Source organism: Micrococcus sp. FDAARGOS_333, assembly GCF_002206575.2.
Classification (GTDB): Bacteria; Actinomycetota; Actinomycetes; order Actinomycetales; family Micrococcaceae; genus Micrococcus; species Micrococcus lylae.
This window is the reverse complement of the sequence record NZ_NJFJ02000001.1, coordinates 299,178-313,309: the sequence shown is the minus strand read 5'-3', so window position 1 is coordinate 313,309 and position 14,132 is coordinate 299,178. Positions and strand designations below refer to the sequence as shown.

The window sequence follows — 14,132 nt, the reverse complement described above, 5'->3', positions numbered from 1 at the left end:
ATGCCCATGTCTGTCGATAACGATTCCCACCAGCACGGCTACATCAGCGACAAGGAGCGCTATCTCGGCCGCATGAAGCGCATCGAAGGACAGGCGCGTGGGATCGCGAAGATGATCGATGAGGAGAAGTACTGCATCGACATCCTCACCCAGGTCTCCGCCCTGACCCGTGCCCTCCAGGGGGTCGCGACTGGTCTGCTCGACGACCATCTCAAGCACTGCGTGCTTGATGCCGCCAAGCTCAGCGACGAGGCGGCCGTCGAGAAGATCCAGGAAGCCACCGACGCCATCAACCGGCTCGTTCGCTCCTGAACCCGGCCCCTGACCACCGCGTTCCAGGACACGGCGGGCACAAACCCTCAGGATGCCAGCGCGCTTGATCCTCGCCGACGCGCCGCCCGCCCGCGACGCGCTCACCTTCGCTCAGCGGGCCGCGCAGGCCGGTGCCCATGGCGTGCGCTTGCAGGCCGCAGCCGCGCTAACGCCCCGTGGCCCGCTCGACCGCACTCCTACGATCCTCGTCCTTCGCACGCTCCGCTCCGACCCCGAGCTGCAGTGCGACGTCACCGTCGACACCCTGACCGCGACCGCCGACCCCCTGACCCTGGCGCTGCCGGAGACCGCGCTGGCACCCGCCTGGACCAGCGTCGAACCCCCGCAACACGGGTGGAGACTTATTGCCGATGTGACCAGCCTGACGCTGATGCGCAGCGCCCGTGCCGGCATCGAGGCCGTCGCCCAAGCACTTCCCGACAAACCCGGCGACGATGTCGTCCGCAAGATCCGGGGCACGGTCTGGGGCACCCCGGACACGGCACTCGCATCGCTGCCACAAGGCGTTGCGTTCGCCGCCTACGTCTTCGGGTTCCTCAGCCGAGGAAACGGGGCCACGATCTCAACCGCCGGCCGTTGGACGCGGTTGACCCTCCCGACTGGACACGTGCTCCTGCGCGGACCCGTCGCCTCTGGCCTCACCCCGATCCGCCGCACCCGGCCACGCGTCTCCAAGTCCGTCACATCGATTGAATAACCCTTGATACCCTATAGGGGTATAGGGTAGTATTAATGACTATGAAAGAGGTTGAGCACGCGCACGCCACGTATGACACACCGCATCTGAATGCGGCGGTCGGAGTCTTCGCGTTGCTGGCGAATCTGGTGAGTGTGAAGATGATCCTCGCCATTCGCGACATCGAGGTCTCTGCCAATCATCTGGCGGACATCGTCGACCTTCCCGTCGACCAGACCTCCCACGAGCTTCACCGCCTGGAGTCGGCCGGGATCGTGAGTCGGCAGCGACGCGAGTCCCGCGACTTCTACCTATTGAACGGTGTGCATGCCGGGGCGCTGGCTGAGGCTGCGATCTTCCATGCCGAACATCAGCAGCAGGAACGCACTCGTGCAGGTTCTCCCACCTCGAACTTGCGACCGAACTGACAGAGGAGGCATCATGCCCCGTTTTTCCCGATTAACCCCTGAGACCGCAGTGGGGGCCTCACGAGACTTGCTCGGCGATCTCGTCGAGCGGCACGGCCAGGTCGGAGACATGGTCTCGACGATGGCGCACTCCCCGGCGGTGCTCGGCGGTTATCTCGACCTGAGCAAAGCCATGCGTCGCGCCAAGCTCGACCGTAAAGTCAGCGAGCTCGTTTCGATCGCCGTGCAGTCGAAGCAGGGATGCGGAATGTGCCTGGCCTCGCACATCAGCGCGGCACGATCGCTCGGGGTCAGCGATGACGAGATCGCACTCGCCCAGCAGGGTACGGCGATGACCAGCCCGGTCGCGGCGATGATCGCGCTCGGCCTCCAGGTCTACCGTGAGCCTACGTCGATCACCGACGAGCAGATTGACGAGCTTCGGGGATACGGGTACAGCGACCGTGAGATCTCTGATGTCGTCGGGGTCGTGTCGCTGAACATTCTCACCGGCGCCTTCAACCTGGTTGCTGGCCTCACGCCGGGCGACTGACTTCGCCGGCGACTTGGTGCCTTGGCCGAGAGGATAGGCAGCGGCCTGCAAAACCGTTTACACGGGTTCGAATCCCGTAGGCACCTCCACTTCCCGCTGAGCCCAATAGGACACACGTCGCAGGAGGCGAGTGATGGAGAGCCAGCACATCTCCAACGGGGACATGACACGCGCCGCGCGCATCCTCGTGAAGGTGAGCGCCCAATATATCGCCCGCGAAGCCAACGTGACCAAGGAAGAGTTGCGCGACTTCGAGAAGGGGCGACACGACTTGTCGGAGAAGAAGCAGGAGCGTGTGCGGGCCGCCCTCGAAGAATTGGGGGCAGAGTTTCTGCCTGACGGACCCAACGGCGGCTACGGCATCCGTCTGAAGTTCGGCCGTTCCAGGATCTACTCACTTGAACGTTGCGAGGGCGAGGGCGGGCCGCGGCTCACAACAGAGTCTGATCGTCGGACCCAGGCCCATGTGCCCTTCTCGGAACCGGATTCAAACCTGCCTTTTCACCTGGAAGATCGCACCACGGCCTCACTGCGCATCCTGGTGCCGTTGCGCCTGGGCCGGCTTTGGCCGTCACACCTTGCCTCTGTTCCAGGAATGGAAGCGCGGGCACGCTGAGCTCATCGAATACAGTCGCCCGACGGACCCGATCTGGGCGCTGCGCGACGGGGGCGATCGATGCCGCACTCATCCGCTCTTCTCCACCCAAACGTGCCATTGGTCCGGGTTTGGAGCGGTTACCGCTGTTCACCGAACGCCTGGTTGTATCGGTGACGAGCAGCGACTCCCGTGCCCGGCAGGAGTCGGTGACCCTAGCCGATCTCGCTGACGGGCCGGTGGCGGTCTGCGCGACCGCTCCGACGGCCACCGGGGAGCTGTGGAGTACGACTGCTCACATGCCGCGCACGATCTCGGTGGCGAACACGGGCGAGTGGTTAACCCGCATCGCTGTCGGCGACGCCATCGGCATCACTGCAGAGGCGACAACGCACAATCACCGCGCGCCGGAGGTGGTCTATCTGCCCATCGAGGATGCCCCACCGGTGACCGTGGCGCTGACCTGGCCAGGGCAGAGGAGGAGCCACCCGCAGGTGGGGGTCGTCGCCACCTGCGCACAGGACTACTTCACCCGACTCATCGACATCGGCTCCCCACCCCGCCTGCTCTCCACCGGGGCCGATGGTCAGCTGGCGTAGCTTCCCACTGCAGCTATGCGACCGACCATCCCCCAGGTAGCCCATCCTCGGGTGCGACGGGACCCCTGAGCTTCATTCCGCGTCGGAGCGACATATCACACTCGACAATATCGCTCTAGAGCGATATGATCGGCTTATGGCGATGATTCAAGAGAAGGGGGCAACCCTCGACGAAGTGGCGACGGTAGCGTACGCCCACCTGTTCCAGGCATTTGCGGAGCCGACGAGGTTAGCGATCGTGCAGCACCTCGCCTCCGGGGAGCACCGGGTCCGGGACCTGGTCGAGCACATGGGCCTGGCCCAGTCCACGGTGAGCAAGCATGTCGGCTTCCTCGTCGAGTGCGGCCTGGCGACGATGCGCCCGGAAGGGCGCTCCACCTGGTACTCGCTGGCACAGTCCGAGCTCCTGCGTACCCTCATCGCCGCTGCCGAACGCCTCCTCGATGCCACCGGCACGCAGGCCCTGCTCTGCACGCACCTGCGACTCCCACATACCCACCACGCGTCAGATACGGACAAGAAGTAGACATGGGCGCAGGACACAATCACGGCCCCGCCGCCAGCGAGACCGGTCACCCCGGAGATTTCCGCAAGAAACTCTGGATCGCATTCTCGATCACCGCGACGATCGTCGTTGCCCAGGCCATGGGCTCGGTCATCACCGGCAGCCTCGCATTGCTGACCGACACCGCCCATGCCATTACCGATGCGTCCGGCCTGCTGGTCGCACTGATCGCCGCGACGCTGATGCTCAAGCCCGCCAACTCCAAGCGCACCTGGGGGTTCCGGCGTATTGAAGTGATCGCAGCCCTCGGACAGTCGGCACTGCTGCTGGCGGTGGGCACCTACGCCGCCATCGAAGGCATCCGGCGACTGTTCGAGCCGCCGGAGGTGCCCGCAAGCGAACTGCTGATATTCGGCATCATCGGCCTGGTCGCGAACATCATCGCCATCACCATCCTCGCCTCCAGCCGCGGCTCGAACTTCAACATGCGTGCCGCGTTCCTCGAAGTTCTCAATGATGCCCTCGGGTCGCTCGGAGTGATCATCGCGGCGATCGTCATCGCCACGACCGGGTTCATGCAGGCCGATGCCATCGCCGGACTGCTTATCGCCGCATTGATCGTGCCTCGCGCGTTCAAGCTCATGCGCGAGACCACTGGCGTCCTTATGGAGTTCACTCCCAAGGGCCTCGACCTCGACAAGGTGCGTTCGCACATCCTCGAACTTGACCATGTCAAAGATGTCCATGACCTGCACGCCTCCACTGTGGCGACCGGCCTGCCGATCCTGACCGCCCACGTCGTCGTCGAGGACGAGTGTTTCACCGACGGTCGTGCCGCGCAGACGCTCCACGAGATCAAAGATTGCGTCGCAGGACACTTCGAGGTCTCCATCCATCACTCGACCTTCCAGATCGAGACCGAGCACATTGCCGAACATGAACCGGAAATCAGCAAGCACGACTGAACGCAGTGCCCCTCCCGGGCTCGTTCCGGGCGGGGGCGCTTCCGCGTCACGCAGGTAGGCACTACCCCTATGGGGTAGTAAGGCCAATTGGCGCCACGGGCAGACACGGGAAGGAATCCCATGAAAAACTTCAGGCCATTCCCGAAGTACGGCGGAACGAAAACCGCTGCAATCACCGTCGTGGTCGGTGCTTTCCTGCTCACCGGATGCACGGCCGCCAACGACTCATCCTCAGCCTCCCGGCACTAACGATCAGCTGTCACCAGTTCCTGCTTCACGCCCGCCAGCTGTTTCTCAACTGCTGACCTTTGCCTCGCAGCACGCTTCAGCACAGATTCGCAAGGCTGCACGCGAGAGCATCCCCGACTGATAGCCCGCCGTCGACCACGAGAGGTGACTCCTCTGCACCCGGTGCCTGAGGCGGAAGTCGAGCGGCAGGTGGCACGGCCTCAGAATCGCCTTCCCGGCATGAGCGCACTGTCAGGCGCGCGCCTGGGACATGTCCGCGACGCAGCGGTCAGGGTGGTCGGCTAGATGTACTGACCCTGGGCGTTGATGACTCTCTCGGCGGCCGAGGGGTACATTTCACAGACCCCGCTGAAGGTTTTGCTCCGAGAAGGGTTCACCGCGTGTCGTGTGAAATCTTCGCTGCATCTCTACACACGCTGTGGCGCGCACACGGAGCCCATCTTCGGCCAGCTCTCGCATCTACCCTGGCATCATGCTTATCGTGCTTCGCGGCAACGCAGCCTCCGGGAAAACCACGGTCGCGCGTCTCCTCCAGGAACGCCTGGATGGTCCCGCTGCCCTCCTGAGCCAGGACCACTTCCGACGGGGCATCTACGCCGAACGTGAGCAGGACAGCCTCGCGCACGCCGACCTGCTCGAAGCCGCCGCACTGCACTGCCTCGAGCGCGGACATCACGTGATCCTCGACGGGATCTTCCACGCAGGGCGGTACGGGCCGATGTTGGAACGAGTTGCGGCGGCCAGTGACGATGCTCGGTTCTACGCCTTCGACCTGACCTTCGAGGAGACTGCCCGCCGGCACGCGATGCGTCCCAAGGCCGCAGAGTTCTCCGCTGACGAGATGGCGGCGTGGTACCACGGCTGGCAGCCACTGCCCTTTGTCGATGAACATCGCATCACCGCGACTGAGCCACCGGACCAGATCGCCACTCGCATCCTGCACGGCGCTTAGCCCCGTCAGCCGAGTGGCAGCCTCCTCTATGCTTCCACTCCTCCCAACGACGCGGAGCGTGCCGATCTGCCAGGAGTTGGATGCTTGTGGTGCGCTGTCTTCGCCGCATCTCGACAACACAGTCGGTGTCGTCGGGCCATGGACCACGCCCTGCTCGCCACCCGAAAAACCCGCTGGGAATCTTGACGTCCGCGCACCACGGGACTGCCATGGGTTCATGGAGAGCCCGCTGACCCCACACCCAACCGGCACCACGGTGCTGCCCCGTCTTCCCGGCGCAGTCCCGGTGTTGTTGGAGTTCGAGGACGTGCAGCTGGGCGGGTACGCCTGGTGGTGTGACCGGCAGGCGCCAGCAATCCTGTTGTTGCACGGGTGGGGTGAGGATGCTTCGACCATGGCCCCGGTCGCACGCCAGGTGCTCGATCGTGGATGGCACGCGGTGGGCATCTCCCTGCGCGGCTGGCACGGTTCCACCGGTGTCGACGACTACGGGCTCAGCGCCTCCCTTGACATCTCACGGGTCCTGGCCTGGATCCGCTGGCAGCCGGAGGTGTCGGGCATCGTGCTGGTGGGGTTTTCCATGGGCGGGCTGATGGCAGCCCTGGCCGCGGCGGATCAGCCTGCAGGGGCCCTCGACGGCGTGGTCCTGGTCAACGCCCCAACGGAGCTGTCCTCCTTCGCGCAGGACACGGCTTTCGGCGGGGTCCGTCGCTATCTGGAAAAGACCCTGCAGCCACGGCAGTGGCAAGACTCGTCCCCGCTGCATCACGCGGATCAGCTAGTCCATCCGCTGCTGGTCGTGGTCGGAACAGAAGACACCATGACGCCACCTGATCAGGGGCGCAGACTCGCCGGCGCCGCCCCGGCAAGCGCACTGTTCGAGGTCGCCGGGATGGGTCACCATCCAACGCCCGGGGAGTGGGCACAGATCTTGGAAACGGCAGATACGCAGTTCGACCTAGGACGTGGACTGCCTTCGCCTGCCCGGTGAGACGAGTCCGTGCGAGCGGGGGGCCAACCGACGCCGTGATGGAGCTTGCGGGATGACACGGTCGTGCAATCTTCGCTGCAGCTCGACAATACCGGTTTGAGCGTCTAGCCCCTTGACATGATGGCCCTCCTATGGGAAGCGCAACTCGATAGCCACTGTGCGCGGCCCTGTATCCAAGCCACGTGCCAGAATTCGCGCATGGATCTGGACCCTTCGTCTTCGCCCAAGATCGGGCTGAGCTGGCATACCGACCTGACGCCTGATCAGCTGGATGACCTGAGCCGCCTCTTCGCTGCCGAGTACCGCGAGGACTTCGGGGAGTGGGATCCCGACCAGCCCTACGGGTACGCACCCCATGACATGCATGTCATCGCCACCCTGGACGCACAGACCGTTGGGCACATCGGATGGGCCCGACGCTCGATCACTGTGGGCGGTCACACGGTCAAGATCGCCGGCGTCGGAGGTGTGCTGGTCGCCCCGAACGGCCGCGGCCACTACCTGGGCCAACGGCTGATGCGGGCCGCCGTCGATTCCATGCGCGCCCACTCCGCCGCGGACTTCGGTTATCTCGGCTGCGACGAGTCCGTGGTGCCTTTCTACGCCTCGTGCGGATGGCGGCGCATTACTGCAGCCGAACGCTGCATCGGGCGCGACGGACAACCGACGCGGAGCACTCAGGGGGACCCTCTGCTGGTCATGCCGTTGCGCGGGGCCGGACAGCTCTGGCCGGCTGGGGAGATCGACCTCCCGGGGCGGCCCTGGTGACCGGGGAGCAGTCCTTCCTCGTTCCCCTGCCTTACCGCTGCACAGCGCTGGGACTTGTTCACGGCGAGCGGAGCGCCGACCGGGGCCAACGATGACCGCAGAATCCGAAGGAGTGCAGCAGCACAGCCCTTCCATCCGGGAGGCATACGGGACCCGGGCCGCCGAATACGCCAAGCTACTTGGGGCCATGACCGTGGTGGCAGACGCGGACAGAGCGCAGGTCGAGGCGTGGGCCAGGCGGGTTGGCGGGGCTCTGGCGGATGTCGGCTGCGGCCCGGCCCATTGGACCGCCCACCTGGATGCCCTGGGTTATGACGTGACGGGTATAGATCCGGCGGAGGAGTTCATAGCCCACGCTCGCCGCACTCACCCCGGAGTGCGTCTGGAGTCTGGCTCTTTCGAAACCCTCCCCACCGCCGCCTTTGACGGGATCCTTGCCTGGTACTCGATCATCCACACGCCTCCCCGGGAGCTGCCGCAACTGCTCGAGCACGCTCACCGGGCGCTGTCCCCGGGCGGATCGTTGCTGGTGGGCTTCTTCGCTGGAGACCGAGTGGAGCCCTTCGACCATGCCGTGACCACGGCCTGGTACTGGCCGCACCAGGAGCTCGCACGGCTGCTGACAGCAGCGGGGTTCACCGTGACCGACCATGGCACGCGCCAGGACCCGGGCGTACGTCGGCATGGGTGGATCGAAGCCGTTCGAGACTAAGGGATCGCACCACCCTCTGCTGCTCGTGCCCCACGAGTCTGGCCCGCACTATGAAGAGGTCACCGCGGGCCGTGTGCAATCGGGACTGCTGCACCGATAGGTGACAGGGTGGGTTAGGCTGCCTGAGCGGCCGGTGTGGTCATGATGGTCTCGTATTCGATGGGGGTCAAGCGGCCCAGGGCTGTTTGCCGGCGGCGACGGTGGTAGGTCCGTTCGATCCAGGTGACGATCCCGATCCGCAGCTCCTGGCGGGTCTTCCACTGGCGGCGGTCCAGGACGTTCTTCTGCAGGAGCGCGAAGAAGCTCTCCATCGCGGCGTTGTCCCCGGCCGCTCCGACCCGGCCCATGGAGCCGACCATGGCGTGGCGGTGCAGGGCGCGCACGAATTTCCGGGATCGAAATTGAGACCCTCGGTCCGTGTGGACCACGCAGCCGGCCACGTCACCGCGGCGGGCGACGGCGTTGTTGAGCGCCGCGACCGCGAGCTGGGACTTCATCCGGTCGCTGATGGAGTAGCCCACGATCCGGTTGGAGTACACGTCCTTGATCGCGCAGAGGTAGAGCTTGCCTTCTGTGGTGCGGTGTTCGGTGATGTCGGACAGCCACAGCTCGTTCGGCCCCTGGGCGGCGAAGCGGTGACGCCTCGCGCCGTGCTCGTCGAGGTAGGCGCATAGGTCGTCGTGGACCGGCGGGCCGGGCTTGGTGCCGTTCTTGCCGCGCTTCTTGCCGAACGCAGACCACCAGCCGTTGGTCGAGCAGATCCGCCAGGCGGTGCGCTCGGCCATCGGTTCACCGGCGTCGCGCGCTTCCTCGACCAGGTACCGGTAGCCGAACTCCCGGTCATCGGTGTGGGCGTCGAACAAGGCGTTGGCGCGGTAGGCCTCGGTGAGTTCGGCGTCGGTGACCGGGGTGGCGAGCCAGCGGTAGTAGGGCTGGCGGGAGAGCTTCAGGACCCGACACGTCACCGTGACGGGGATACCGTCGGCGGCGAGCTCCTTCACGAGCGGGTAGAGCCTTTTGACGGCAGGTTGGCCTGCGACAGGTAGGCCGCGGCGCGGCGCAGCACCTCGTTCTCCTGCTCACGCAGCCGGATGCGCTTCTTGGCCTCCCTGAGCTCGGCGTGCTCGGGGGCACCCGTTCCGGGCTTGGCGCCGTCCTCGACGTCGGCCTGGCGTATCCAGTTGCGCACACAGGACTCGGCGATGCCGAAATCCGCGGCGATCTGCTTGATGGTCTGGCCGGGTTCACGGTCACGGACGACGCGCACGACGTCGTCGCGGAACTCCTGGGGGTAGGGCTTGGGCACGGTGTTCATCCTTCCAGCAACGCCTCACAGCGTCACAGATCAGATGTCACCTATTCGTGCAGCAGTCCCGTCACCTTCACGACCGCGTCTCCGCTGCTTCGTGCAGCGGACTTCGTTGAGGCCGCTTGGAGGCTTCCTCGATCAGGGCAGTGTTCTTAGGTCTCCGCTGCTTCGTGCAGCGGACTTCGTTGAGGCTCGTCAGTGCGAGCCTGCGGGGTGACGCTACCGGCCTGTCTCCGCTGCTTCGTGCAGCGGACTTCGTTGAGGCCGGGTGGTGCGGTCGTCGGTGGTGAAGGCGATGATGTCTCCGCTGCTTCGTGCAGCGGACTTCGTTGAGGCACCCTGCACCGGCACGTGGTCACCTTGTCCGAGAAGTCTCCGCTGCTTCGTGCAGCGGACTTCGTTGAGGACCAGACAAGGCCGCATGGGTGAAGTTCCAGCGCGGTCTCCGCTGCTTCGTGCAGCGGACTTCGTTGAGGCCGGCGGCGCGTGTACGCGGAAGTACGGGACCCGAGTCTCCGCTGCTTCGTGCAGCGGACTTCGTTGAGGCGGGACGCAGGCGACCATGCCGGTCGGGGTCTGCAGTCTCCGCTGCTTCGTGCAGCGGACTTCGTTGAGGCGGAGAACCGGGTCTGGTTGTCCGTGGCAAGGGTGTGTCTCCGCTGCTTCGTGCAGCGGACTTCGTTGAGGCCGCGTTGAGTCGGCATCTTGAGCCGATGAGTGCCAGTCTCCGCTGCTTCGTGCAGCGGACTTCGTTGAGGCTCGGCAGAAGTCGCGACCGTCGTGAACCGGGACCCGTTGTCTCCGCTGCTTCGTGCTGAAGCGCCCTGGGTTTCGTTCCGAGGTCAGGACGCTTCACTTCACCGTCACCAGACCCGTGTGAGCCCCGCGCGAGCGGGGATGAGTCCGTACCGATCGGCCACTCCATGGACCGGCCGGCGTGAGCACCGCGCGACCGGGATGAGCCCGACTTGATCCCGTCGGTGTGGAACGGCATCAGGTGAGCCCCGCACGGCCAAGGACGTCTCCCCGGCCGCCTCAGGACCTCCGCTCGTACAGGCCCAGCGCGTCCCAGGCCACCCAGCCACCCTCGGCGACGGTGAACTCCACGACGTTCTCGCCTGCGGCCAGCGCCCCGGTCGGCAGGGTGAACTCGTGGTACGAGCGCAGCAGCGTGGACCCGGGCAGCGTCGCGTCGCCCTCGCGGGAGCCGCGCGTCGCCCCCTTCGCCAGCTCCACGGACTGCACGTCCCGCCCGTTCACCGCTACGTCGAGACGACCGCCCAGGCGCGTGGTGTCCACGAACCACAGCGCCAGGTCCACGTCCCGCTGCGGGGCGGCGTCGAGGGTCACCGTCCAGCGGGCGCGGTAGGCCTTCCGACCGGCCCAGGCGTCGCCCGGACCCGGCAGCAGGTACGGCCACGCCGCGGCGGGGGTGTCCACGCCCTGGACGTAGTCGATCACGGCTGTGGGGTGGGCCTTCGGGATCTGCGCGTACTGGGCGGGGGAGAAGCGCAGCTCGAGGGACTTCCCGTCGAACTCGCCGATCCGCGCCAGCTCACGGCCGGTCGCGGTCACGGACGCCTGGGATCCGCCCACCACCGCCGACGACGGACGGCCGCGCCGGCCCGCGTCGGACACCGCGACGATGACGTACCGGAAGTCCTCCCCGGCGGGGTCGAGGCCGTGGTGCACGAAGCGCGGATACACGGTCTTGCCCACCAGGTGCGTCTCGTCGGGCGTCGCGCCCCTGCCGGATGTCGGCAGGGCGTACACGCGATAGTGGTCGATCAGCGGCTCCCACGGCAGGGGCGTCCAGGTCAGCTCGACGCGGGAGATGGCGCCGGTGGCGACCACGCCGGTGACGGTCTGCGGGTTCTTGCTCATCGGTGCTCTCCTCAGGCCTCGATCAAGCGGCTGCTGCCGGCGGGGGTGGTGAAGCGGGCGCTGAGCTCCTTGGGCGCGGTGTCGTCCGACTCCACCCAGGGCACCACCCAGAACGAGGACGTCAGCTGCGCCGGCGTGAACCGCAGGTGCAGGTAGCCGCGCCGCCCGTCGTAGTGGCGCACGTAGTCGTGCCGCACCCAGTCCGGCGTGTACTTGTCCGTCTTCGCGCCGTCGCCGTCGGAGGCCGCGGACGTCGTCACCAGTTCGACGCCGGCCGGCCCGGCAGGCAGGCCCGCCGACTCGCCGTGGAGCTCGGCGGCCACGTGCTTGTGGATGTCGCCGGTGAGCATCACGGCGTTGCCCGCGCGCTTCATCTCCGTCAGCAGGCGACGGCGGGCGGCCGGGTAGCCGTCCCACTGGTCGGTGCGGTCGTCGGAGATCGGCGCGAGCACGACGCCGCCGGCCAGCACGTTCCACTGACTCTGCGACGTGCGCAGCCGCTCGGTGACCCACCGCTCCTGGGCCGCGCCCAGCATGGTGCGGTCCTCGCGCTCGCGGTCCGCGGAGTCGGCCGGCGGGGCGTCTCGGAACTGGCGGGTGTCCAGCAGGGAGATGCGGGCCAGCGCGCCGACGTCGAGCCCCGCCACGATGTCCGACTCCGGCCCCTCCGGCAGGGCGTCGATGTCCACGGGCAGGTTCTCGTAGAAGGCCCGGTAGGCGACGGCGATGCGGTGCGCGAACAGCTCCTCGGGGATGCCGGTGGAGGAGGCTGCGCCCACGTAGTTGTTCTGCACCTCGTGGTCGTCCCAGATGGCGACGGCGGCCGCTCGGGCGTGCAGCGCCTGCAGATGCGGGTCCGACTTCGTCAGGGCGTACCGCAGCCGGTACTGCTCGAGGGTCTCGATCTCCACGGCGTGCGCGGGCGTGACCTCGGCCCCCTGACGCCACAGGTTCGCGGCGGTGATGCCGTACTCGTAGATGTAGTCGCCGAGGAAGACGGTGAGGTCCAGGTCCTCCTCCTGCGCCAGGTGCCGGTGCGCGGCGAAGTGGCCGTGGTACCAGGCCTGGCAGGAGATCATCCCGACGGTGAAGCGCTCGGTCGCTGCCCCGGCAGCCGGAAGGGTGCGGAAGCGCCCCACCGGGCTCCTCTGCGGCCCCACCGTGAAGCGGTAGAAATAGTCCGTTGCGGCCTTCAGCCCCTCGACCCGGGGGTGCACGGAGTGGGCCAACTCCGGCTGCGCCAGTGCCGTGCCGCGCTTGACGATCCGCCGGAAATCCCGGGTCTCGGAAACCTCCCACTTCACCGGAGCGGACCGCAGCGGCATGCCGCCGTGCCCGTCCTCCGCGAGCGGCTCTGGCGCCAACCGGGTCCACAGAACTGCACCGTCCTCCCGTGGATAGCCGCTGGCCACCCCGAGACCGAACAGGTTCTCCCGGTGCGGCAGTGGGTCCGCGGAGGCGACGTCCGGCGCGTTGACCCCGAGGGCGAGGACGGCGGCGCTCGCTCCGCTGAGGCCGAGCAGGCGGCGGCGGCTGAGGGTCGGTGAAGGAGAGGACATCGTGGCCTTTCATCCGTGCGTCTCGAGCAACCCGGGCGGGCAACACGTGGCACCGTAGGGCCCTGGTGTGAACGGCAGCAGAACATGCGGTGGCCTCCTGAGAACAGGACAGGATCGGCCTGGGCATTCCGCGGACCCCGGCTTAGGCTTGACAGCGGCGGAGCAGCACCGGCGCCCCGTCGGCGCGCGTCGCCCCGCCCGCACCCGCACCGACGTCCTGGAGGACCCTTGCCATGACCGCCACCGCACTGCTCGCCGGCCGCACCGCCCTCGTCACCGGAGGCACGCTGGGCATCGGCTTCGGCATCGCCACCCAGCTCAGGGAAAACGGCGCGAAGGTCGCCGTCACCGGACTCACCGAACAGGAGTGCGCCCAGGCCCGAGAGGCCGGGTTCTCCACCCACGTCCTGGACGTCCGCGACCGCGAGGCGTGCACGCAGGTCGTCGCCGACGTCGTCGCGGAGTTCGGCGGGCTGGACGTGCTCGCCTCCAACGCCGGCGTCTACCCGCAGTCCTCCATCGAGCAGATGACCGACGAGGACATTGACCTCATCTTCGACATCAACGTCAAGGGCACCATCCACGCCGTGCAGGCCGCCCTGCCGGAGCTGATCAAGTCCGGTCGCGGTCGCATCGTGGTCACCAGCTCCATCACCGGCAACTACACCGGCTACCCGGCCTGGTCCCACTACGGCGCCACCAAGGCCGCTCAGATGGGCTTCGTCCGCTCCGCCGCGATCGAGCTCGCCCGCAAGGGCGTCACCGTCAACGCAGTGCTGCCGGGCAACATCGTCACCCCGGGCCTGGAGGCCATGGGTCAGGAGTACCTGGACGACATGGCCAAGTCCGTGCCCGCCGGCTTCCTGGGTGAGCCGAAGGACATCGGTGCCGCCGTCGCGTTCCTCGCCTCGGACGGTGCCCGCTATGTCACCGGTCAGGGCATCGTCGTCGACGGCGGGCAGATCCTTCCTGAGGAGCCCGCGGCTCTCGAGGGCATCTGAGCGTGCGCGCCGTCGCCGTGATCGCCTCGGCGGCCGCGGCCCTGACAGTCGCGATCTTCGGGATCCCGGCGATG

16 protein-coding genes, 1 tRNA gene and 1 CRISPR repeat array are annotated in these 14,132 nt (G+C 67.0%); of the genes, 14 read left to right on the top strand and 3 right to left on the bottom strand.

The annotated features are described in order from the left end of the window. Positions 1–6 precede the first annotated feature (6 nt). The 13 genes from CEQ11_RS01535 (at position 7) to CEQ11_RS01475 (ending at position 8,305) form a co-directional block, all read left to right on the top strand. Positions 7–312, top strand: a complete 306-nt coding sequence (locus CEQ11_RS01535) for a metal-sensitive transcriptional regulator (protein ID WP_088477530.1) — start codon at positions 7–9, stop codon at positions 310–312. Between the two features lie 64 nt (positions 313–376). Then, entirely contained in the window at positions 377–1,030 is a 654-nt protein-coding gene (locus tag CEQ11_RS01530; protein ID WP_224356247.1) for a hypothetical protein, read from the top strand. Between the two features lie 35 nt (positions 1,031–1,065). Then, a complete protein-coding gene (locus CEQ11_RS01525; RefSeq protein ID WP_102708274.1) occupies positions 1,066–1,437 on the top strand; it encodes a helix-turn-helix transcriptional regulator in 372 nt (123 codons plus the stop codon). Between the two features lie 13 nt (positions 1,438–1,450). Then, the gene (locus CEQ11_RS01520) at positions 1,451–1,969 is read left to right on the top strand and encodes a carboxymuconolactone decarboxylase family protein (RefSeq protein ID WP_088477527.1); all 519 of its coding nucleotides are present in this window, start codon (positions 1,451–1,453) and stop codon (positions 1,967–1,969) included. Positions 1,970–1,984: 15 nt separating this feature from the next. Next, positions 1,985–2,058 (top strand) — tRNA-Cys (locus tag CEQ11_RS01515). A 44-nt stretch (positions 2,059–2,102) separates the two neighbouring features. Further along, complete coding sequence (locus CEQ11_RS12840; RefSeq protein WP_180971856.1) at positions 2,103–2,585, top strand: hypothetical protein; 483 nt, start codon at positions 2,103–2,105, stop codon at positions 2,583–2,585. Continuing rightward, positions 2,534–3,163, top strand: a complete 630-nt coding sequence (locus tag CEQ11_RS01505) for a LysR substrate-binding domain-containing protein (RefSeq protein WP_088477526.1) — start codon at positions 2,534–2,536, stop codon at positions 3,161–3,163. Before CEQ11_RS12840 ends, CEQ11_RS01505 begins: the two co-directional genes overlap by 52 nt. A gap of 175 nt (positions 3,164–3,338) precedes the next feature. Beyond that, positions 3,339–3,689 (top strand): helix-turn-helix transcriptional regulator, encoded by a 351-nt coding sequence (locus tag CEQ11_RS01500; RefSeq protein WP_224356246.1) that lies wholly within the window; start codon positions 3,339–3,341, stop codon positions 3,687–3,689. A gap of 2 nt (positions 3,690–3,691) precedes the next feature. Beyond that, complete coding sequence (locus tag CEQ11_RS01495; RefSeq protein ID WP_088477524.1) at positions 3,692–4,633, top strand: cation diffusion facilitator family transporter; 942 nt, start codon at positions 3,692–3,694, stop codon at positions 4,631–4,633. Between the two features lie 721 nt (positions 4,634–5,354). Next, positions 5,355–5,834 (top strand): AAA family ATPase, encoded by a 480-nt coding sequence (locus tag CEQ11_RS01490; protein WP_088477523.1) that lies wholly within the window; start codon positions 5,355–5,357, stop codon positions 5,832–5,834. Positions 5,835–6,051: 217 nt separating this feature from the next. Next, a complete protein-coding gene (locus CEQ11_RS01485; protein WP_186306097.1) occupies positions 6,052–6,825 on the top strand; it encodes a S9 family peptidase in 774 nt (257 codons plus the stop codon). 198 nt (positions 6,826–7,023) lie between these two features. Beyond that, complete coding sequence (locus CEQ11_RS01480) at positions 7,024–7,593, top strand: GNAT family N-acetyltransferase (protein ID WP_088477521.1); 570 nt, start codon at positions 7,024–7,026, stop codon at positions 7,591–7,593. A gap of 187 nt (positions 7,594–7,780) precedes the next feature. Then, positions 7,781–8,305 carry a class I SAM-dependent methyltransferase gene (locus CEQ11_RS01475; RefSeq protein WP_227718675.1) on the top strand — a complete coding sequence of 175 codons (525 nt, stop codon included), beginning with the start codon at positions 7,781–7,783 and terminating at the stop codon, positions 8,303–8,305. A 113-nt stretch (positions 8,306–8,418) separates the two neighbouring features. Here the strand turns inward: CEQ11_RS01475 and CEQ11_RS01470 are convergent. The 3 genes from CEQ11_RS01470 to CEQ11_RS01460 all read right to left on the bottom strand — a co-directional run bounded on the left by CEQ11_RS01470 (position 8,419) and on the right by CEQ11_RS01460 (position 13,057). Next, positions 8,419–9,611 (bottom strand): IS3 family transposase gene (locus tag CEQ11_RS01470; RefSeq protein WP_088478838.1). Its coding sequence is split into 2 segments (ribosomal slippage): positions 8,419–9,324 and positions 9,327–9,611, totalling 1,191 coding nucleotides; the frame shifts between segments, so codons are not numbered across the junction. An 86-nt stretch (positions 9,612–9,697) separates the two neighbouring features. After that, positions 9,698–10,447: direct repeats of the CRISPR family, unit length 36 nt; unit sequence GTCTCCGCTGCTTCGTGCAGCGGACTTCGTTGAGGC. A gap of 202 nt (positions 10,448–10,649) precedes the next feature. Further along, positions 10,650–11,498, bottom strand: coding sequence for a polysaccharide lyase family protein (locus CEQ11_RS01465; protein ID WP_088477519.1), 849 nt, complete (start codon positions 11,496–11,498; stop codon positions 10,650–10,652). An 11-nt stretch (positions 11,499–11,509) separates the two neighbouring features. Continuing rightward, on the bottom strand, positions 11,510–13,057 hold the full coding sequence (locus CEQ11_RS01460; RefSeq protein ID WP_088477518.1) for an alkaline phosphatase: 1,548 nt from the start codon (positions 13,055–13,057) through the stop codon (positions 11,510–11,512). A 233-nt stretch (positions 13,058–13,290) separates the two neighbouring features. Between CEQ11_RS01460 and fabG the strand changes: the two genes are divergently transcribed. Further along, a complete protein-coding gene (fabG, locus tag CEQ11_RS01455) occupies positions 13,291–14,058 on the top strand; it encodes a 3-oxoacyl-ACP reductase FabG (protein ID WP_088477517.1) in 768 nt (255 codons plus the stop codon). Positions 14,059–14,132 lie beyond the last annotated feature (74 nt).